The sequence below is a fragment of the Collinsella aerofaciens genome (assembly GCF_039752955.1).
Taxonomy (GTDB): Bacteria; Actinomycetota; Coriobacteriia; order Coriobacteriales; family Coriobacteriaceae; genus Collinsella; species Collinsella aerofaciens_BI.
This window is the reverse complement of record NZ_JBDMHB010000010.1, coordinates 16,171-36,270: the sequence shown is the minus strand read 5'-3', so window position 1 is coordinate 36,270 and position 20,100 is coordinate 16,171. Positions and strand designations below refer to the sequence as shown.

Here is a 20,100-nt window from a genome sequence, read left to right as displayed (position 1 = left end):
AGCGAGCGGCGGCCAGAGCGAACAAATTGGCATGAAAAGAGGGCGGCATAGACCTTTTGGTCATGCCACCCTCTTTGAATGACAAGTTGTCGCTCTGGCCGCCGCGCAGCGTCAACCAAGTTACAGGCCGAGCATGGGCTCCAGAACGAAGAAGTATGCGAGCACTACGATGCCCAGGATGATGCGGTAGACGCCGAAGCACTTGAAGTCGTGACGGCGGACGAAGCCCATAAGCCACTTGATGGCGATGAGCGAAACCACAAAGGCCACAACGCAGCCCACGCCCAAGATGGCGATCTCGTTGGTGCCGAACGTGCCGCCCTTGATGAAGTACTTGACCAGCTTGAGCGCACTCGCGCCAAACATAACAGGAATAGCCAGGAAGAACGTGAACTTAGACGCCACCGAGCGCGTGCAGCCCAAAAGCAGGCCGCCGATGATGGTAGAACCGGAGCGAGACGTACCAGGCACCAGCGAAAGCACCTGAAAGCAGCCGATACCCAGCGCAGTCTTCCAGCTTAGATCCTCGAGCGTGGTGATGGAACCAAAGTCCAGATTCTCGTCATCGTCCTCATCCTCAGCGGTAGCCGTGGCGGGCGCCGCAAAGTGCGCACCGGCGGGACGTCCACCCGACACCACAGCACGCGAACCAAACGAACCGGCAACGGCCATTTCCTCGCGCTTGCTGGCGCGCCAGTTCTCGATCACGATAAACAGCACGCCGTACACAATGAGCGCCAGCGCCACGACGGGAGCGTTGTAGAAATGCTCCTCCATCCAGTCGTTGAGCGGCAGGCCGATCGCCGCCGCAGGAATGCAGCCAAGCACAATCTTGCCCCACAGCACCCAGGTGTCGCGACGGCCCTCCTTGCCCTTGCTGGGCGAGAACGGATTGAGCTCATGGAAGAACAGCACACAGACGGCCAGAATGGCGCCGAGCTGAATCACGACCAGGAACATATTCCAGAACGTCTCGCTCACGTTCATCTTGACGAACTCGTCCACCAAGATCATGTGACCGGTCGATGAAACAGGCAGCCATTCGGTGATGCCCTCGACCAGGCCCATGAAGGCAGATTTTAGAAGCTCGATAATATCCAAAGGGACCCCCTCGTTAGACACCCGCCGATATTGTTCTGCGGACGGTGCGGGCGATGTCCCATTATCAACCGTTGGCGGCGCGCCTGCGCCTACCCTTACCAAAAAACTCGCCCGTTCACAGAATTGCGAGCGGTCAAACCCAAATCCTTGGGTATAACTGCAACAAGATAAAGTGTCCGGCGGCCAACGCGCCCGCGCCCGCCCGATGCACGAGCCCCGCGCCCGTGCGATAGACCAAGGAGGAAACCATGAACGAGGGCTACACCAAGGTATTTGTTTCACTCGACGGTACTGAGCAGCAGGATTTTGTGCTCGCACGCGCCATCAAGGTCGCCGCGAACAACGGCGCCAAGCTAATCATCGGCCACGTTATCGATTCCACGGCGCTCGAGAGTGCCGGAGCCTACCCGGTCGACCTAGTTAATGGCTTGGAGGAGGCCTTTAACAACTCGATCGCCAAGCAGCTCGAGGAAGCCAAGGCCAATCCCGACATTCCCGAGGTCGAAGTTATGATTCGCGCCGGCCGCATTCGCGAAACCCTCAAGGACGAGATGCTCGACGTGGTCAAGCCCGACCTGGTGCTCTGCGGTGCCCGCGGCCTATCCTCGATTAAGTATGCGCTGCTGGGTTCGATTTCGACGTTCCTGCTGCGCAATACGGACTGCGACATCTTGGTCGTGAAGTAGCAAACGTACGCCTAACGCATCGCGGAGCGCAAGCCCACGTGCCCAAGTCTTCCAAGAGCGGGACCACCATTACGGTGGCCCCGCTTTGCTTTAGGCTGAGAATTGCTCCAGAACCCTCATTCTCTCAACGGAATCCGTCTGAATTTTCAGAGCGACCCGACCCAAATCTCCGGTTGCAGAGGCAAGTTCTGCAAGCTGGGCAGACACCTCTTCAGCCACTTCCGCCGCGATGTTCTTGATCATCTTGAGTGGCAGATGCAAATCTTGAGACATGAATTCGAAATCTTCAGGAGTCACCCCATCGATCACCCGGTGATCCCCAATATCAATCCCAAGATTATGGTCGTATCCCATTATCGTCGTGCAAACAATATCGTATGCAGGGGCCAACCTCTTTTCCCGCCAACTCGGACTATAAAGAAACGAATGGTTCTTGAGATGCGAGTCGCAATTCCCCAACGCATAATCGACCATTACCTGACGAGCGAACATTTGAGTATCAGCAATTACGTTAGACGATTGCTCTCTTATCAATCGGCCGCAAAGAGCCATATAGCAGCTATCGGGACGTGTCTCGTATTTCATATACGAAGGCCAGCCAACCGCTTGGCAAAAATCCTCCTGATGCAGCCTCAGAGGCACATCGAATCCGCTCATCGACGGCGGCTCATTGCTCCAGATTCTGTCATAACGCTCGGAAAAGAACGCACCAGGAATCGTATCCGAAGCTTCTGAACGGGCAATTTCAAGCCCAGCAGCAGACGCTGCCGTCATGCAAATTAATTCGTTGAACGGCAAATCCGGATGTTTAGTTGAAGCAATCTTGACTATGTGAGTCGAGGGGGCAGAGCCGAGCGGCAGCATCCAATCCCCCGACCCGGCCTTTTTTGCATCTTTACCGCGCGGTAAAAACCAACCGGTTTTAGACTGAGCGCCCGCCAACGACAGCCTCGAATCCTGCATATCATTTGCAATCTCAAACACTTCCGCCTTAGAAAGTGCCTCAAAATCCTCGTCTTGCAGAGGACGATAGCCCGGATCGTAGCTCGATTTCTCATCGCCGAGAAACCTCAAGGCACCAACGCACTCATCGCCCAAACGCTCGAGCATCGATAAATAGTCTGACTGGGGGATTTGAAAACGCATCGACAGCTCATGCCGAACCGGGCCCTCGGGAAGCATGCCCGAAAAGAAGGCCGAAAACTCATTGCTGGCATATGGCTCATGTCGCAAGGGAAGAGAAGCTGAGAGTGCGGCAGCATCGTCGCGTTCAAGATATCCCTCATCATATGCAAACGTCTCGTTTACGGGGTCGGCCCTCTCAAATTCTCCGACCAGCTCAAACGTTCCCCGATACTCACGATAAACCTTTAATGCCATGAGCCGTCGCCCCTCTCCCTCAGGATCAAATCGACCCCCAAGCTGTTAGCGATTTGAAGGGTTTGGCGAAGATTGGCACCCGCCTTTCCACGCTCAAGCTCGCTCACAAAGCGCAAACTGCACTGGTTGAAATCAGCCACATCGCGTTGGGTATAACCGAGCTTCTTCCGGCGCTCACGCAAATATGCACCGAGTTCAGCTGGGTCAAAAATCGTTCGCTCATTCCAGTCTTGCATGCTAATCCCCTATGATTATCCCAAACGGGATAATCATAGCACATCATGATGGAATTATCCCGTTTGGGATAATTGTCTTAACGTGAATGACGCTCCGGGACGTTACACCGCGACGACTACTCAAAGTATTGGAATTTGTTGGTCGAGAAGGCAAACGTGACGACGAAGCCTTCGCCGGGCTCGGATGCCGCGGTGACATCGATACCCATCTTGGAGCACAGACGCGCCACCAGGTAGAGGCCAATGCCCGTTGCGCGCTTGGTGGTGCGGCCGTTGTCGCCGGTAAAGCCCTTCTCGAACACGCGTGGCAGGTCTGCCGCACACACGCCGCAGCCATTGTCGGCAACGGTGAGCTCAATGCGCTCACTCGCCAGGCTCGCGTCCAGCAACGCGCCCGAAAACGTGATCTTCGCGCCGTCCTCACGCGCGTATTTAATGCTGTTCTGAATGAGCTGGCCCAGAATAAACTCGAGCCACTTCTCGTCGGTAAAGACCTCGAAGTCGAGGTTTTCGCACACCGGAGCCACGTGCGCCGCGATGAGCTCGCGCGCGTTGGCCTTAATCGCGCCCGTCACCAAGGTCTTGAGATCCCAGCGGCGAATCAGGTAGTCGCGCTCCACGACTTCCGAGCGCGCGTAGTACAGCGCCTGGTCGATATAGCGCTCCACGCGAGCCAGCTCACGGCCTAGGTCATCCACGCGCGACAGGTCGCCTTCGCTGCCGTCCAGGTTTTCCAAAATCAGATGGGCCGCCGCCAGCGGCAGCTTGGCCTCGTGGACCCAGCTCTCGATATAGTCACGATAATCATCGGTCTGACGGCGGCCTTCGGCAACCTCGTCGCAGGCAGCTTTGCCCACCCGGCGCAAGACCTCGTACTCGAGCTCGCCCTCGGCATAGGTCGGACATTGCACCATCTCCTGCACCCATGCGGGACTCTCGAGCTCCTCTGCCGCGCGCTCCAACTGACGCAGAAAACGGCGACGGCGAGCGTACTCGATCACGATGCCGAGCATACCAAAGATAAAGGACACGCCGACCGCCACGACCACGATAGAAACGGGTGCGCCGGCGACCGTCAGCACAAAGCAGCTCAGTAGCACGCCGCAGGTCCACACGGCGACGGGAAGCAGCGCATCTTTAAAGAACTTGCCAAACGACATAGCCGGCCCCTAGACCGAATAGCCTTGGCCGCGGTGCGTCGTCAAATACCCCTTGATCCCGATTTTTTCGAGCGTGGTGCGCAGGCGGTTGATGTTGACGGTAAGCGTGTTGTCGTCTACGAAGGCGTCGGAGTCCCACAAGTCCTGCATGATGGCCGAGCGCGAAACGATCTTGCCCGCACGGCTCAGAAGCAGCGAGAGGATACGCAGCTCGTTTTTGGTGAGCTCGGTACTAGTGCCGGTTTGCGTATTGGTGACCATGGAGCGGGCGAGGTCAAGCTCCAGTCCCTTGTGGACGAGCGTGCTGCGCTCGCCTGCCGCCGAGGTGCGACGCAGCAAGGCATTGATGCGCGCCACGAGCACACGGGCGCTGTAGGGCTTGGGAACAAAGTCATCCGCGCCGAGCGTCATGGCCATGACCTCGTCGATCTCGGTCGTGCGCGACGTGAGGACGATGATGGGGACCTCGGATTCGCGGCGAACCTCGTGGCAGATGTGCTGGCCATCTTTGACAGGAAGCGTGAGGTCGAGCAGCGCCAGGTCGGGCGCGGCGGCGAGAATATCGCGCGAGACATGCTCAAACGATTCGCAGGCCTCAACCTCAAAACCGGCGCGGGCAAGGATATCGGCAAGCTCGCGACGAATGGGCTCGTCGTCCTCAACGATATAGATCAGCGCCATGGATTCCGCTCCCCTCTTGGTTGTCTTGCCACCATTATGGCTGCGAACCTGCAGGTATGCACCACGAGCGGTGCCAAAGTGACAGAACTGTTCGCGAGCGGGGGCGTTTTGTCCGCCTCGCACTCGCAGCGGTGACGGGGACCAAAATGATTATTAAATCCCCGTCCCAGAAAAATCATTTAGCGGCGGGCACGGAGCTTTTCGTAGCCGTCGGCAAAGAAGGCGACCGTGGCGGCGTCGGCCTCGGCGGCCTCCGTCTCGGTTGCGGGAACCACGCCGTGCTCGTCACTCACCAGGAACAGCGCGCCCTTGAGCTGTGCGGGAATGTCCACGCGCGTAACCGGGATGCCCTTGGTCTGGGCCAGCTGCTCAATGAGCGTCGCCGTGCCGCACAGGCACTCGTCTGCCGGCGCCACAAAGGCAAGCTCACCGTCGTTGACGGCAGCGAGCAGTTCGGGCGCCACGCCGGTCTCGTCAGCTTCGGAGCGAGCCTCGGCAGAACGGGCACGCAACGCCTTGGCCGATGTGTCGGCCAGCGGCTCGTACTCCCCCACCGTCATGGCGGCGTTGCCGTTAACGTCGATCACCAGCATGAGCACACCGTCGCGGGCGGTGTAGTCGCCCTCGGCAAGCGACCACTCGACGTGCTGCTTAGCCCAGCTGAGCATGTTGTGAGTAAGAGGCTCGCCCTGCACCATGCGCTCGGACAGCGCGCGGATATGGCGATTGAGCATGGGCACCTTTTTGTGGGACATGCGCCAACGGCAGACAAGCGCGGGCTTGTCGAGCGTGAACTTCTCGACAGCCTCCTGATTGGCGCAAAAGTCCTCGTACGCACGCTGGTCCTCAACATTGCCAAACAGCTCGGCATCATCAATCTGGGGCATGGTCATACCTTTCGTATTGTCATTCCGTCCTCTTATACCAAAAAGACGGCCCTCCAAACGGAGCGACCGTCTTTTGCAGAGATTATTTAAGAAGCGAGGCCAGTCCAAGGGACGAGATCGCATCCCATCCTTCCCAGTCAACCTAACAGGTCGGCGAGGGTTGCCCAGGTGCCGTAGATTGCCGTGAAAGAGGAGTGACGCGTACTTGGGTACGCGAGCGACGAATGAACGGCAAGGTGCGGTGGCTGGGCAAGCCGCAGCGCCGCTTCTCTACTTAGTGGCGGAAATGCCTGGCACCCGTGAAGACCATCGCAATACCATGCTCGTTGCAGGCCTGGACGCTCTCGTCGTCGCGCTTGGAGCCGCCGGGCTGGATGATGCAGGTCACGCCGTGCGCGGCGAGCACGTCGACGTTGTCGCGGAACGGGAAGAACGCGTCGCTTGCACAGGCAAAGCCGCCCTTCTCCACGCCCTCGCGCTCGCAGAAGTCCTCGGCGCGCTCGCAGGCAAGCAGCGCAGAGTCAACGCGGTTGGGCTGACCCGGTCCCATGCCAATGCCGGCCTTACCCTTGGAAACCAGGATGGCGTTGGACTTGACGCCCTTGCAGACCTTCCAGGCAAACTCGAGCTCGGCCATCTCGGCGTCGGTGGGCTTGCGGTCGGTGGGGAACGTAAAGGTCGCAGGATCCTCGGTCACGTGGTCGACCTCCTGCACCAGCATGCCGCCGTCGACGGAGCGCAGCTCCACCTGGGCGCCGTGGTCCACGCCGCCGGTGGCCAGCACGCGCAGGTTGGGGCGCTTGGCCATGCGCTCGAGCGCCTCGGCAGTGTAGCTCGGAGCGATGATAACCTCGACGAACTGCTTGTTCTGATCGGCAAAGTGCTCAACCAGCTCATAGGGAACCTCGCGGTTGCAGGCGATGATGCCGCCGAAGGCGCTCTTGGGATCGCAGGCGAAGGCGCGGTCGTAGGCGGCCGTGATGTCCTCGGCCACGGCGGAGCCGCAGGGGTTCTGATGCTTGAGGATCACGCAGGCCGGCTCGTCGAACTCGCGGACTAGGTTCCAAGCGGCGTCGGCATCCAGATAGTTGTTGTAGCTGAGCGGCTTGCCCTGGATCTGCTCGGAGCCCACGAGCGGGAACTGCGAGCTCGCGGTATTCTCGCAGCCCTCGGCAAAGCGATAGACCGTGGCCTTCTGCTGAGGATTCTCGCCATAGCGCAGGTCGTCGACCTTCTCCAGCGAGATCTCGAGCTTGGCAGAGGTGTCCGCCACGTCGCTTGCGTGGGCGGCGAGCCAACGGGAGATAGCCGTGTCGTAGGCGGCGGTGGTCTGGTAGACCTTCACCTGCAGGCGACGACGGGTGGAAAGCGTGGTGCAGCCACCGGTCTCGCGCATCTCGGCCAGGACGGCATCATAGTCGGCCGGGTCGGAGATGACGGTAACGCTCGCGGCGTTCTTGGCGGCAGAGCGCAGCATGGAAGGACCGCCGATGTCGATGTGCTCGATGGCATCCGCGAAGGTGACCTCGGGGTTGGCGACGGTCTTCTCGAACTCGTACAGGTTGACGACGACCAGGTCGATCAGCTTAATGCCGTGCTGTGCCGCCTCCTGCATGTGCTGCTCGGAATCGCGGCGGGCCAGCAGCGCGCCGTGAACCTTGGGGTGCAGGGTCTTAACGCGGCCGTCCATCATCTCGGGATAGCCCGTGAACTCCTCGATGGGGGTTACGGGGACGCCCGCGTCCTCGATGGCACGAGCCGTGCCGCCCGTAGAGATGATCTCGACGCCAAAGTCATCGACCAGCGTCCGTGCGAAATCGACGACGCCCGTCTTATCGGTAACCGAAATCAACGCGCGTGCGATCTTCACATCAGATCCCATGCAGTCCTCCTGTCTGGTACGCCGCCGTGCTCTGTGAGTCGGTGATACGTCGATCTGCAGCGCTCGCGCAGCGGCATTGAAAATACTGATTCAATGTAGCGCATCGAGCGCATCGATGCACCCCGCAACGGGCGCATATGCAGAAAAAGTTTGCGAGCGGAGGGGATGGGCACGGCACCGGGCACGGTGAGTTCATGGAACACAGGGGCACCATAATTAGATGCCAATAGCGTGGTAGAACTGTGCTCGATATGCATCCGCAAAAGAAAGAGGCACCATGGTCTCGCGGGTTCTCTACCGACCGTTTGATACCGAAGACTTCGACGCCATCGCGTTGATTCTGCAGCAGCTTTGGCATAACAATTCGGATAACGATGAGTACAACCGCCTCGAGGCCGCATGCGACCTCGCCTATTGCCTTTCGTCTTCGACGTTTTCGCAGGTTGCCGTAATCGACGGCCATGCACGCGGCATTGCGCTTGCACGCGCAGGACAGAGCTCCGGCGCCACCGTTAAGGAACATTGGATGGATACCGAACGCGCGCTGCTATCGCAGATGCGTGAGCTGGAGCCCGATGCCTGCGCCGAGTATCTCTCGTTTGTGCGCGCAACCATCCGGACCAACAACCGCCTGCTCGAGAGCAGCCCGTTGCCGCACGACAACGAGGTCACGCTGCTTGCCGTGGATCGCGATGTCCATGGCCTGGGCGTTGGCACGGTTCTGCTCGATGCCGCGGTCTCACACCTATCCTCGCTTGGAGCGACGAGGGCGCACCTGTACACCGACTCCAACTGCTCGTGGAAGTTCTACGAGCTGCACGGCTTTAAGCGCACGGCCACGCACCGCGCCAACCGCGAAGAGCGTCGCCACGACATGCCGCGCGAAAGCTTCCTCTACGAACTCGATCTAACAGCCTAAACCCAGCAGCCATACCTAGTCATTTAGGGATGTTCCCAGTGATTAGTCGTTGGGGACAGCCTTCGTAGGTAGCGCATGAAAATGGGATGGATCCGTCGGCAGTCGCCGGAGAAGATCCATCCCAAAAATCAGAGCGCGCTAGAACGTTCCGCCGCCGCCTCCGCCGACGCCGCCACCACCGCCGCCAGAGAAGCCGCCGCCGCTGCCGCCGCTCGAGCTATCGGAGCTCGAAGCCAGCTCGCGGATGGTCTCGTGATACACATCGTTGAACGAATCGAGCGGAGACTCGTTGCCGTAGTGATGGTAATACCACCAGTAGCAGGGGTAGTTGTCGTAGAAATCGTCGCTGTTGCGCAGGTCCGCAGGCACGGCCTCGGCCAGCTGTCGCAGCACTTCTTTCGAAACGCCCAGGGCAACGCCCATCACCAGCAGCTTGTTCCACAGCACCAAATCGCCCGGGACGGCTTCCTTTAGGCGTGTGAAATCCTCGAGCCAATGCTTGAGCGCCTTGCAGCGAGCCGCCACCTCGGCGCCCTCCGGCGTAAAGCGGCGGAACGTAAGGCCCACGCCGATACCCACCAGCACAATCGGCACCGAGATAACCGCGGCGGTAATGTTCGCCTGTGCGCCATCGGTAAAGAAGATGGATCCCACGGGAACAAAGGCAATCAGGATACCAAGAACCAGGCAAAACACCATTGCAACAATGCCGTCTGAGGCAACGTACTCGCTATCGGCCAGCTTGCCCTTAACGGTGTTCTGATAGTCCTCGAGCTTGTCGCCCACGGGTGTAGCGTGCTGCTTGACGTAGTGCTGCAGCTCGTCGAACGTGCGCGAGCGATCGCCGTTCTCGTCAGGCTTAGTACCGGCAAAGAAGACCTTGAGCACCATGTGGTCAATGCCCTTGGCCGACTTCCAGCCCGCATCACTCACCGTCACGCGATACGTCTGCTCTTCTTTTTCACGCCCCAACAGACCCTTCTTGGCCTTGGTCACGGTCGCCTGCTCCAGCTTGATCACACGGTCGTCAGTGAGCTTCATGAGCGTGGCGATATATGCCTGATCGGGCACCTCGTTCCAGCTCATGAGGGCCGAAAGCACGGCGGGATGGTCGGCCGAAGGCACATCGCGGAAATATTCGTCCTGGAAAAGCGGCTTGGGCTTGCGCTTGCGCAGCTTGAGCATAACGATTGTGCCGGTAAAGGCCACCGCCGCAACAACACTTAGCACGGCAAGTGCATTGGCAATCATGCGAGCGTGAGCGCGGCGGGCGTTAGCTTCGTCGGCCCATTCCTTCTCTTCGCTCAGGATCGTTGACATGCGCTCTTCGCCCGAAGCGGCAAGCTGCGGCACCCAGTCGCTAGGGAAGGCGATGCGTGCCTCGGCGAATTCGCCCTGGTGCACGCAGGGAATGGTATAGGTGACCATGGGCTCGTCCTCATCGAGCGACACGTCGCCCGTCAGCGGACCATGGCCCCATGCGCGGAAGTTATCGCCCTTGACGGCCGCCGTCCCGGCAGCGGCATTCGCGAAGCACACTTCCATCTCGACGTCATCGGAATCCGCAGACCAGCCGTCACCTACGAACTTCCAGTAGAGCTCGGCGGTATCGGCCCAGTTCATAACCGCACCGGTCATGGTGTAGCTCACGTAGTAGATTGCGCTGTCGCCGCTCTCGTGAGGGCTGAACACCTTAATCCTTACGCCGTCACCGGTCTGCTCGACCGTGTAGACGCCAGAGTCGCCCTTGTTCGCGCTATCGACTTTGTTAAACGCGGTGTCCTCTTCCTCGACACTCAGCACGTCGACGCCCGCCGTGCCGCCCTGCTGGTTGGAGCCCGTATTGATCTCCCAAAACACGCCGTTGATGTCGTCGTCGAAATCAAACTGGCGTCCCTCGACAACGGTCAGCGATCCATCGGCCTCGACCGTGGCACTGATATAGGTCTGGGTCATGGAGTAGCCGTCGGCGTGCGCGGCGACAGGCAGCAGCAACAACGCAAGCGCGACGAGCACGCAGACGGAAGCGAATCGCGCAAACAGGTGGCGCTGCCGGCTGACTTTGGCGGCGAGGGTGTTCATAGGCACATCCTTTGTCTGTAAAACCAACAGCGCCATTGTCCCACGTTTGCGGGTACGCATGACGAACATCTAGGCGACCGGAGCGCCAAACGGGATGAAAGTCACACCCGCACCCCAACAGCCAGTCATTGGGGACGTTCTTAAATGACCAGTCATTAGGGACACCCTTGGCATGGCCTGCGCCAGCAATAGATACCACTTCACAGCTCCGTCACAGGTGTAGCGGCTTTGTGTGGGCGCGGCATGCGCTGACTGAGCCGCCAGCCGAGGGGCATAAAGTAGTTGAGCGAAAACGGTTTGCCCCTTTGCCGTTCGCTCGAGGATCATGTCCCCCTTTTCCGCGGAAACCCCGGCAGTTGCGAAGAGCTGCCGGGGTTTCTGTCGTTTGTGAGGCTAAGTCGGTACGCAGCGATCGAGACCTTGAGCCGCAAACCCACCGTGCGCAATGCGCACCGCCGCCAACTTGTGAGCGCGGCAACGCCTTCCCTGCCAAGCCCCGCGCTATACTCATCCGCATGGATATCAAAACACGCAACATAGCAACGCCCGCCGCGGACGCACCAGCAACGGCAGTGCCCACCCCCGTCGTGGGCCGCTTTGCCCCGTCGCCCTCGGGCCGCATGCACTTGGGCAACGTGTTCAGCTGCCTGTGCGCATGGCTTTCGGCCCGCAGCCAGGGCGGCAGCATCGTGTTGCGTATCGAGGACCTGGACGATCGCTGCAAGCGCCCGGAACTTGCCGCTCAACTGATTGACGATCTGACCTGGCTGGGGCTCGAGTGGGACGAAGGCCCCTACTACCAGCACGATCGCCTGGATCTGTACGAGGACGCCCTGCGCCAGCTGCAAGACGCCGGCCTCACCTATCCCTGTTTTTGCACGCGTGCCGAACTCCACGCCGCGAGCGCGCCGCACGCCAGCGACGGCACGCCCATCTACCGCGGCGCCTGCAGAGGTCTTTCTGCTGATGAAATCACCCGCCGCAGTGCCCTGCGTGCTCCGGCCACGCGCCTGCGCGTGCCCACCGTCGACGACCTCGCCAGCGACGTGATCGAATTCGTGGACCGCACGTACGGAGCCCAATGCGAAGCACTCGCCACCGAGTGCGGTGACTTTTTGGTGCGCCGCAGCGACGGCGTGTTTGCCTATCAGCTGGCCGTGGTGGTCGACGACGCTGCCATGGGCGTCACCGAGATCGTACGCGGATGCGACCTGCTTGGTTCCACGCCGCGCCAGATCTATCTGCAACATCTGCTGGGACTGCCCACGCCGCACTACGCGCACATTCCGCTGCTCATGTCACCGGACGGCCGCCGCCTTTCCAAGCGCGATCGCGATCTGGACCTGGGCGAGCTCCGCACCCGCTTTGGCACACCCGAGGCACTGTTGGGATGGCTCGCCGGGCAAACAGGCATCGCGCCGGACACCACGCCGCGTACCGCCGAGCAGCTGGTCGAGCACTTTAGCTGGGACGTCATCCGCGCGCATCGGGAGAACATCACTGTAACGGTCGAGTAGCCAGCCACCCCGCCTCTACGCAACATCCCAGGGCTGGAGTTCGTCGCCCAAGCGAACGATGCAGTCGTAGAGCACGGTGTGACGCTCTGCCGGGTTGGTATCCCGATGAAAATGCCCGTAGTACCAGCGCTTGTAGTCCAAGCGGTCTTCCAGCTCATCGAAAAATGCCGTAAGCCGATCAACGGAGGGGCAATTCCAGCCGGACGCTGGATAAAGCGTGGACGAAAGCATGCGCGTAGAGCAGGTGTGAGTGATCACGTAGTCGACCGTCCAGCCCACGCTGTCGAGCTTTGCCCGCGCCTCCTCAAAGTTGCGCTCGTCCGGCAGCTCCTGCGGCCACCAGCTGGAATACGGAATGCGGTATTCCTTGTCCACGCTCGTGGCGCCGCCCATGGTAAAGACCGTTGAGCCGTCGAGCTCAAAAACCTCGCCGCGCGTCAGGCGCCGTATGGGCGAGGTATCCGACAGGCGCTGCGTCAGCCCACCGTGCCACAACTCCATGGGGCGTTCCGCCCAGTGATCGAAACGCTCGTGGTTGCCGTCGACAAACAGCACGGTGTAGGGGCGCGACTCCAGCCAAGCAATATCGGCACATTCCTCGGTAGAAAAGTCCCAGGGAAAGCCAAAGTCGCCCGCGATGATGAGATAGTCGTCGCTCGCCAGGCTATCCCCAAGCTCCCAATCGCGGAGCTTTTGCATGTCAGCGCCGCCATGAATATCGCCTGTTACATAGACCGTCATCGGATTACCACTTCCCTGTAAGTCGCTAGCCCACATTCTGCACGATCACTAAGTCAACCGTTCCAGCCCTTCCATCCTTTGGGACCTACCCCTCGTTCTTCCATCCAAACGGGTCGAGCACCCAAAAAATCAGATCGAACACGCCGCCGGTCATCATGGCGCCGGCAAGGGCCATGCAAACGTGCAGAGAGCTAACACTTCGGAGCACGTCAAATGGCCCCAGAACAACCAGCAGCGCGACCGCTGCGCCGGCTACGCACAGCGCGAGGCACGGCCCCGCGTCCTTAACGCACTTCTTTGCGAGATGCTTTGCGTTGTCACTCATCGGTATCGAACTCCTTAGAGGGTCGTTATTCAGACGCATGCCGCCGCGGCAGAGCGGGGCGGCAGGGTAAGTGTCACATGCTGTGCGGACATCAATGGAGAAACCGCCTGCTCGACCAACCTTTGACGCCGTTTTGCACCGGCACCACATCCCCCGCTATCGAGGTCTAATACTTTTCCCACCGCTACTCAAAAACTCATCCAACATTAATCTTGGCTCAAGAATCGCTTAATCTATAACCTGCACTATAGAGTTCGACCAAGGGCGGGGCGGCGCCGCGCAACGCAGGCCGCCGAACGCTACGCTCGCGCCCGGGCAGATCGCCCGGCGTCGCGCCCATCGAACGAAAGGACAGGTCATGGACGACCTCGAAAAGGTTGAAACCATCCGCACCAAGTGCAACGTGAGCTACACCGATGCCAAAGCCGCGCTCGACGCCGCCGACGGCAACGTTCTGGATGCCATCATTTGGCTCGAGTCGCAGGGCAAGACACAGACCACGTCAGCGCACGCCGCCACCGAGTCCGCGCCGGTCGACGAGCCCTCGGCCGAGATGGTTGCCGCGCAGGCCGCCTACGAAAAGTCGAGCGAAAAGACCGACTTCTCCAAGAAGATGGACAGCGTGTGGGAGTACCTCAAAAAGCTCTTCCGCCTGAGCTTGGACACCAAGTTTATCGCCACGCGCCGCGACGCCATCATCCTCAACATTCCCATCCTGATCCCCATCGTCGCGCTATTTGCCTGGGGCGCCACGATATGGCTGATGCTGATTGGCCTGTTCTTTGGCATGCGCTACCGCATCGATAGCGACGGCGACGTGCCCGGCAGCATCAACAACCTTATGAATCACGCCGCCGATGCCGCGGACGACATCAAGCAAAATCTCAACGACGACAAGTAATCGCAGACGGGGGCACGCATGGCACGGATCCTGATCGTAGAGGACGAGGAGAAAATCGCCCGCTTTGTGACGCTCGAGCTGGAGCACGAGGGCTACCAGGTGGAGCACGCCGCCGACGGCCGCACCGCCGTGGACCTGGCGCTGGAGCGCAACTACGATCTGATTCTGCTCGATGTGCTGTTGCCGCAGCTCAACGGCATGGAGGTGCTGCGACGCGTCCGCAAGCACAAGGATGTACCGGTGATCATGGTCACCGCGCGCGATGCCGTGATGGACAAGGTGGCCGGGCTCGATGCCGGCGCCGACGATTACCTGACCAAGCCGTTTGCGATTGAGGAGCTGTTCGCACGGATCCGCGTGGCGTTGAAGCGCTCGGAGGCCGTGCGGGCGGCTTCGGGCGTTGGCGGCGTTGGGGCCGGGACGGGCGCTACGGGCGCCGCTGCGATACCCCCGGCTGGCGACTCGACCCAGGCATCCGCCTCGCCCTCCCCCGCCGCGCTCACCGTGGGCTCGGTCGCGCTCGACCCCGACCGCCGCGAAGTCACGGTCGGCGGCTCGCCCATCGCGCTCACTGCCCGCGAGTTCGACGTCCTCGCCCTGCTTATGGCGCACGCCGGCACCGTGCTCACGCGCGAGCGCATCGCGCACGAGGCGCTGGGCTACGAATACGTGGGCGACACCAACAACGTCGACGTGCACATCGCGCACTTGCGCGCCAAGATCGAGGACGCCGGCGGCGCCCGCATCATCCAGACCGTGCGTGGGGTGGGCTATGTCTGCCGCGCGTAACGCCGAGGCCAAGCGCGTCACATCCATCGCCCGCGCCATCAACTGGAGCTATATGTGGCGCCGCTTGATGAGCTACGTCTGGCTCGATCTGCTGCTGATGGTGATTGCGGCGGCGATCCTCGTCTATGGATACAACCAGATGCTGCCCGACGGCGCGTTTACCGCAGGATGGATCCCCGGCGTCGCCGTTCACGGCATGTCGCTGGCGCCTGCGCGCGGCTGGGACCTGGCAACGCTCACCTATACCGTCGAGCTTGCGCGTACCACCAAGACTTTCCCCCTCGCGCAGGACCTCGTCGCGCTATGGCCTCTCTACCTTGTCGTTGTGGGTTGGCAGGTCATCAGCGTGCTCGACATGCTCGGCGGCGCCCGTCGCGTGCGCCGCACCATGGCACCGCTCAACGACCTGGCCTTGCGCGTGGACGAGCTCGGCCGTATGCAGCTCTCCGGCGGCAAGATGGAAACACTGGAGCAGGCCATCGAGCGCGCAAGCGTCGACTCGCCGAGCGTCACTACCGGCGACGCCGACCTGGCAAGCATCGAGGTTGCACTCAACCGCCTACTGCGCCAGATGCAAGAGGCCAAACTGCAGCAAATGCGCTTTGTCAACGATGCGAGCCACGAGCTGCGCACGCCCATCGCGGTGATTCAGGGCTACGTAAACATGCTCGATCGCTGGGGCAAAGACGACCCGGACGTGCTGGCAGAATCTATCGCGTCCCTCAAGGCCGAAAGCGAGCACATACAAGAGCTCGTGGAGCAGCTGCTGTTTTTGGCACGCGGCGATGCCGGGCGCACGGTCCTGCGGCGCGCAAATACCAACCTTGCCGCACTGGTCGACGAGGTATGCGAGGAATCGCAGATGATCGATACCGAGCACACGTATCGGCTGGCCTTTGACGCTGCGCTTGTCAGCGACCCGCGCTGCGACGCGCCCGTCGACGTGGCGCTCGTGAAGCAGGCTCTGCGCGTGATCGTGCAAAACGCCGCCAAGTACTCGGATGCGGGAACGACCGTCACATTTGGCGTAGCGCCGGATGCGGGCGCGGGCACGATCGACATAAGCGTTGAGGACAAGGGCATCGGCATGAACCAGGAATCCGCAGCTCACGCGTTTGAACGGTTCTACCGCGCCGACAATGCACGCGATGCCGGCGCACAGGGCTCGGGTCTGGGGCTTGCCATTGCCAAGTGGATCGTCGATAGCCATGGCGGCGTCATTGGCGTGACCTCAGTCGAGGGCGTCGGCAGCCGCTTTACGATTCGCCTGCCGCGCTAGGAAGCCCCTCGGCATAAATAAAGGGATAGGGCCACACGGCCCTATCCCTTTTTGCTAGCTATGGCAGCTTGTGCGCTACTCGCGGCACAGATGCACGGCGAAACCGGCGAACTCGCGCTTAAAGTACACGAGCTTGGTGCTACCGTCGGGCAGCAGCGCGCGCGACTCTTCGTTGACCTCGAGCCCGCGCTCGGCAAACCACTTCTCGGCCGCATCAATGTCGTTGACGGCAAAGCCGATGTGGCCCTTGGTGCCACGACCATTCTGCTTCATGACCTCGACCAGCGAATCGTTAAAGTACGAAACCGGGGTCTCGATAACGGGCAGACCCATCATCGTCGAGAACAGCTCCGCGATCTCCAGGGCGTCTGCCGGGTCGGTGGCGTTAATGCCCACATGGGCAACGCGCATGCCAAAGAGCTCGACCGGATTGGCGTTCTGCTCACTCATGCAGTCAGCGCCTACTGAGCCATGACGTCAAGAACGGCCTTCTCGGCAGCGACGCGGTTCATGCCGGTCATGAAGGGCACGCCGCTCACGTACGGGCAGGTAAGGCCCTCGGGGGCAACGGTGGTGGCGATCAGCAGGTCGGCGCCCTCGTCGCAGTAGTCCTTGGCCTCGGAGATGGCGCACTGCACGATCTCGTACTTGTCGGCGTAACCGTTGGCGTCGAGCAAGGTGGCGACCTTCTGGGCAACGAGTGTGGAAGTAGCAGCGCCAGCACCGCAAGCCAAAACGATCTTCTTCATAGGTAATGTCTCCCTTCATGGTTTACTTTAGGTAAGTGTACCGCAGCGAGCGATGGCACTCAGCCTCGATGAGCTTTTATGCCAGTTTGCTTGCACGCTGCGTATAATACATCTAGTACGTGTTGTCATACCGCTCGCTTTAAGAGCGACTAAGGACTCTGAAATGCCCGATTCCCGCACCCTCTGGACCGCCGTCGTTATCATCTGCATCGCCGTGTCGGTGTTCTTTAGCGTCAAAAAACGCACCACGTTCAAACGCCTGCAGCAATTGATGGCCGCCAAGCAGTGGGACGAGTTCGATCGTTTGCTCGACGGCAAACTCACCAGCATGCTGTACCCGCGCTACAACCGCGACTACCTGCGCCTGAACTCCTATCTGCTGCGCGAGGACCATAAGCGCGCCGACGAGATGTTCGACCTGCTACTGGGACTCAACCTGCCCAAGATGCAGCGCGTCGACCTGGTAATCAAAGCTTTTAACTACTACGTTGGCCAGGAGGACCGCAAAAAGGCCAAGGAGTTGCTGCATGAGATCAAGGGCTTTGAGGGCGGTCAGGCCGAGGCAGTCGCACACGAATGCCAGCTGATGTACGACACGATGATCCTCAAGCGCCACAACGACATTCCCGAGCTGGAGCGCATGCTCGAGGATGTCGGCGACGACCCGGTCAAGCGCTGCCGACTGGAGTACCTGCTGGCCCTGCAGTATCAAAACAAGGGCGACGAGGAAAAGTTCCAAGAGTTCCTGGAGAAGTCGGGCCAACACTCGATGGCCGTCAACGCGTAACGGACGGCTTGTGCTAGACTTCTAGTCTCACGGGGGCGTGGCGGAATTGGCATACGCAGGAGACTTAAAATCTCTCGCCGCAAGGATTGTGGGTTCGAGTCCCACCGCCCCTACCATATGGAGCTTTCGAGCCCGTGTCCCCAAGGGATGCGGGCTCGCTTCTTTTAGATGCCGGTGGGACTCGAACCCGCGAGGGGGCGAGCGTTAAGCGGACGCGCAGCGTCCGAAGCCGGTGCGTATTTGCGCAGCAAATGCGCGGACGTCCCACCGCCCCTACCATATGGAGCTTTCGAGCCCGTGTCCCCAAGGGATGCGGGCTCGTTTCTTTTACACGCCGGCGGGGCTCTAAGTTGCGGTGGAATAGTTCCTGTTTTGGCAGTTTATCAGCCCATTTAGGAACTATTCCACCGCAACTTAGGTTGGTATTTACACATTTTCCGATGGAAAAACGTGGCTGTCTCGCACATTTTCCGATGGAAAAACGTGGTTGTCTCGCACATTTTCCGATGGAAACGACCAAATGGCCTTATACTAGCCGAGAGGGTTGGGAGGCAATATGCAGCGACAGCTTATGAGTGAACTTATCGCTTGGAAATCAAGGGCGAATCGCAAACCTCTCTTGCTTAGGGGAGCCCGCCAGACAGGAAAGACTTGGCTTCTTAACGAATTCGCAAGCCAGCAGTATCGAAACGTCATTCGTTTTGACTTTATGCTCGAGCCGAGCACACGCTCGCTGTTCGATGGGGACCTCGACCCCAAGCGCATCATCTCCCAGATAGAACTCCTACGTGGCCAAACCGTAACGCCGGCAGACACGCTCATCATCTTCGACGAGATCCAAGAGGCGCCACGCGGGATCACCTCACTCAAGTACTTCAACGAACTTGCACCCGAATACCACATCGTGGCAGCCGGTTCCTATATGGGCCTCGCGCTCCGACGCGAAAACGAGTCATTTCCCGTCGGCAAAATCGACCAGCTCACCATGCGTCCCATGGGGTTTGCCGAGTTCGTTCGTGCCGTCGACGGCAACCCGCTCGCCGATGCCATCCTTGCCGCAGACATGAACCTTCTGGCAAACGTTACCGAAAAGCTCGAGCGCTTGCTCAAGGAATACCTTGTTGTCGGCGGTATGCCCGAAGTTGTCTCCGCTTTCGCCGAGACACGCGACTTCATCGAAGCCCGAAGGCTTCAGCAGCAAATCATCGAGGCTTACGAATCCGATTTTGGCAAACATGCACCCGCCCGCATCGTCGAGCGCATGAGGTTGGCTTGGAAATCCCTTCCCGGCCAGCTTGCAAAGGAGAACAAGAAGTTTGTCTATGGCGCCCTTCGTCCCGGAGCGCGCGCACGCGATTTCAAGGAAAGCCTCCAGTGGCTCACGGACTACGGAATCGTTCATAAGGTGCCACGTGTCTCCGCTCTAAAGGCGCCGCTCTCGAGCTATGAAGACCTCTCGGGCTTCAAACTGTTCTGCATCGACACCGGCATCCTCGGAGCGCTCTCCGGTCTCTCTCCGGCCATCGTTCTTAACGGATCCGCTGTTTTTACCGAGTTCAAAGGTTCGCTGACCGAACAATACGTCGCGCAGGAGCTTTTGCTCCAGGACAAAACTCCCGCGTATTGGTCCTCTACCTCCGGCAATGCCGAAACCGACTTTGCCATCGACCATGCGGGAACCGTGCTTCCGCTTGAGGTCAAGGCAGCAGAGAACCTTAAAGCGAAGAGTCTGAAAATAGCCTGCGAAAAATTCAAACTCGAGCGTTGCGTGAGGAGCTCCCTGGCGGCATATAGAGACGAGGGCATGCTCGTCAATATTCCGCTTTGGGAGATTGGGCAGATCGACAAGCTGGCATAGGCGCTGTGGGGACGCCCCGCAAGGACTGTCCCCAGGTGCCGGCAGAAAAGGAACGTCCCCAGGTGCCGGCTGTTGAGTTGCGGTGGAATAGGGACTGTTTGGTGCCCGAAAGGGCGATTTTAGTCCGTATTTCACCGCAA

20 protein-coding genes and 1 tRNA gene are annotated in these 20,100 nt (G+C 60.1%); 9 read left to right on the top strand and 12 right to left on the bottom strand.

Translation table 11 applies throughout. The annotated features are described in order from the left end of the window. Positions 1 to 120: 120 nt before the first annotated feature. Complete coding sequence (locus tag ABHR75_RS04000; RefSeq protein ID WP_346963701.1) at positions 121 to 1,101, bottom strand: undecaprenyl-diphosphate phosphatase; 981 nt, start codon at positions 1,099 to 1,101, stop codon at positions 121 to 123. Between the two features lie 248 nt (positions 1,102 to 1,349). On the opposite strand from ABHR75_RS04000, the gene ABHR75_RS03995 reads away from it, so the two are divergent. After that, positions 1,350 to 1,787: a universal stress protein gene (locus ABHR75_RS03995; RefSeq protein ID WP_099432243.1), complete on the top strand. Its 438-nt coding sequence runs from the start codon at positions 1,350 to 1,352 to the stop codon at positions 1,785 to 1,787. Between the two features lie 90 nt (positions 1,788 to 1,877). Here the strand turns inward: ABHR75_RS03995 and ABHR75_RS03990 are convergent, their stop codons facing one another. The 6 genes from ABHR75_RS03990 to purH all read right to left on the bottom strand — a co-directional run bounded on the left by ABHR75_RS03990 (position 1,878) and on the right by purH (position 8,013). Beyond that, entirely contained in the window at positions 1,878 to 3,167 is a 1,290-nt protein-coding gene (locus ABHR75_RS03990) for a HipA domain-containing protein (RefSeq protein WP_138374526.1), read from the bottom strand. Further along, positions 3,158 to 3,403: a helix-turn-helix domain-containing protein gene (locus tag ABHR75_RS03985; RefSeq protein ID WP_138374527.1), complete on the bottom strand. Its 246-nt coding sequence runs from the start codon at positions 3,401 to 3,403 to the stop codon at positions 3,158 to 3,160. The genes ABHR75_RS03990 and ABHR75_RS03985 overlap by 10 nt, the downstream gene beginning before the upstream one ends. 116 nt (positions 3,404 to 3,519) lie before the next feature. After that, positions 3,520 to 4,563: a sensor histidine kinase gene (locus ABHR75_RS03980; RefSeq protein ID WP_346963700.1), complete on the bottom strand. Its 1,044-nt coding sequence runs from the start codon at positions 4,561 to 4,563 to the stop codon at positions 3,520 to 3,522. A gap of 9 nt (positions 4,564 to 4,572) precedes the next feature. Further along, positions 4,573 to 5,244 (bottom strand): response regulator transcription factor, encoded by a 672-nt coding sequence (locus ABHR75_RS03975; RefSeq protein WP_346963699.1) that lies wholly within the window; start codon positions 5,242 to 5,244, stop codon positions 4,573 to 4,575. A gap of 179 nt (positions 5,245 to 5,423) precedes the next feature. Then, positions 5,424 to 6,131, bottom strand: a complete 708-nt coding sequence (locus ABHR75_RS03970) for a hypothetical protein (RefSeq protein ID WP_346963698.1) — start codon at positions 6,129 to 6,131, stop codon at positions 5,424 to 5,426. Between the two features lie 274 nt (positions 6,132 to 6,405). Continuing rightward, positions 6,406 to 8,013, bottom strand: coding sequence for a bifunctional phosphoribosylaminoimidazolecarboxamide formyltransferase/IMP cyclohydrolase (gene purH / locus ABHR75_RS03965; protein WP_138113377.1), 1,608 nt, complete (start codon positions 8,011 to 8,013; stop codon positions 6,406 to 6,408). A gap of 277 nt (positions 8,014 to 8,290) precedes the next feature. Between purH and ABHR75_RS03960 the strand changes: the two genes are divergently transcribed. Then, positions 8,291 to 8,932, top strand: a complete 642-nt coding sequence (locus ABHR75_RS03960) for a GNAT family N-acetyltransferase (RefSeq protein ID WP_138113379.1) — start codon at positions 8,291 to 8,293, stop codon at positions 8,930 to 8,932. Positions 8,933 to 9,070: 138 nt separating this feature from the next. On the opposite strand, the gene ABHR75_RS03955 is transcribed toward ABHR75_RS03960, so the two are convergent. Next, complete coding sequence (locus tag ABHR75_RS03955; RefSeq protein WP_055310398.1) at positions 9,071 to 11,014, bottom strand: DUF2207 domain-containing protein; 1,944 nt, start codon at positions 11,012 to 11,014, stop codon at positions 9,071 to 9,073. A gap of 620 nt (positions 11,015 to 11,634) precedes the next feature. On the opposite strand from ABHR75_RS03955, the gene gluQRS reads away from it, so the two are divergent. Further along, positions 11,635 to 12,531, top strand: a complete 897-nt coding sequence (gene gluQRS, locus ABHR75_RS03950; protein ID WP_229025884.1) for a tRNA glutamyl-Q(34) synthetase GluQRS — start codon at positions 11,635 to 11,637, stop codon at positions 12,529 to 12,531. A 15-nt stretch (positions 12,532 to 12,546) separates the two neighbouring features. Here the strand turns inward: gluQRS and ABHR75_RS03945 are convergent, their stop codons facing one another. Together ABHR75_RS03945 and ABHR75_RS03940 are read right to left on the bottom strand one after the other, a co-directional pair. Beyond that, positions 12,547 to 13,272 (bottom strand): metallophosphoesterase family protein, encoded by a 726-nt coding sequence (locus ABHR75_RS03945; RefSeq protein ID WP_055310396.1) that lies wholly within the window; start codon positions 13,270 to 13,272, stop codon positions 12,547 to 12,549. Positions 13,273 to 13,357: 85 nt separating this feature from the next. Then, positions 13,358 to 13,597, bottom strand: coding sequence for a hypothetical protein (locus ABHR75_RS03940; RefSeq protein ID WP_346963697.1), 240 nt, complete (start codon positions 13,595 to 13,597; stop codon positions 13,358 to 13,360). Between the two features lie 358 nt (positions 13,598 to 13,955). Here ABHR75_RS03940 and ABHR75_RS03935 point away from each other — a divergent pair, with 358 nt between their 5' ends. The 3 genes from ABHR75_RS03935 to ABHR75_RS03925 are packed head-to-tail and all read left to right on the top strand — an operon-like array spanning position 13,956 to position 16,566. Further along, positions 13,956 to 14,498 carry a UBA domain-containing protein gene (locus ABHR75_RS03935; RefSeq protein ID WP_022093856.1) on the top strand — a complete coding sequence of 181 codons (543 nt, stop codon included), beginning with the start codon at positions 13,956 to 13,958 and terminating at the stop codon, positions 14,496 to 14,498. A gap of 18 nt (positions 14,499 to 14,516) precedes the next feature. Beyond that, positions 14,517 to 15,287, top strand: coding sequence for a response regulator transcription factor (locus ABHR75_RS03930; RefSeq protein WP_346963696.1), 771 nt, complete (start codon positions 14,517 to 14,519; stop codon positions 15,285 to 15,287). Further along, entirely contained in the window at positions 15,271 to 16,566 is a 1,296-nt protein-coding gene (locus tag ABHR75_RS03925) for a sensor histidine kinase (protein WP_346963695.1), read from the top strand. Before ABHR75_RS03930 ends, ABHR75_RS03925 begins: the two co-directional genes overlap by 17 nt. Positions 16,567 to 16,641: 75 nt before the next feature. On the opposite strand, the gene ABHR75_RS03920 is transcribed toward ABHR75_RS03925, so the two are convergent. Both ABHR75_RS03920 and ABHR75_RS03915 read right to left on the bottom strand, forming a co-directional pair. After that, positions 16,642 to 17,016 (bottom strand): VOC family protein, encoded by a 375-nt coding sequence (locus tag ABHR75_RS03920; RefSeq protein ID WP_117802785.1) that lies wholly within the window; start codon positions 17,014 to 17,016, stop codon positions 16,642 to 16,644. An 11-nt stretch (positions 17,017 to 17,027) separates the two neighbouring features. Next, positions 17,028 to 17,315, bottom strand: a complete 288-nt coding sequence (locus ABHR75_RS03915; RefSeq protein WP_006235903.1) for a PTS sugar transporter subunit IIB — start codon at positions 17,313 to 17,315, stop codon at positions 17,028 to 17,030. A 163-nt stretch (positions 17,316 to 17,478) separates the two neighbouring features. Here ABHR75_RS03915 and ABHR75_RS03910 point away from each other — a divergent pair, with 163 nt between their 5' ends. From ABHR75_RS03910 to ABHR75_RS03900, 3 genes are all read left to right on the top strand, one after another. Continuing rightward, positions 17,479 to 18,102: a hypothetical protein gene (locus ABHR75_RS03910; protein WP_138113391.1), complete on the top strand. Its 624-nt coding sequence runs from the start codon at positions 17,479 to 17,481 to the stop codon at positions 18,100 to 18,102. A gap of 31 nt (positions 18,103 to 18,133) precedes the next feature. Then, positions 18,134 to 18,218, top strand: a tRNA-Leu gene (locus tag ABHR75_RS03905). 440 nt (positions 18,219 to 18,658) lie between these two features. Then, entirely contained in the window at positions 18,659 to 19,960 is a 1,302-nt protein-coding gene (locus ABHR75_RS03900) for an ATP-binding protein (protein WP_346963694.1), read from the top strand. The last annotated feature ends 140 nt before the right edge of the window (positions 19,961 to 20,100 follow it).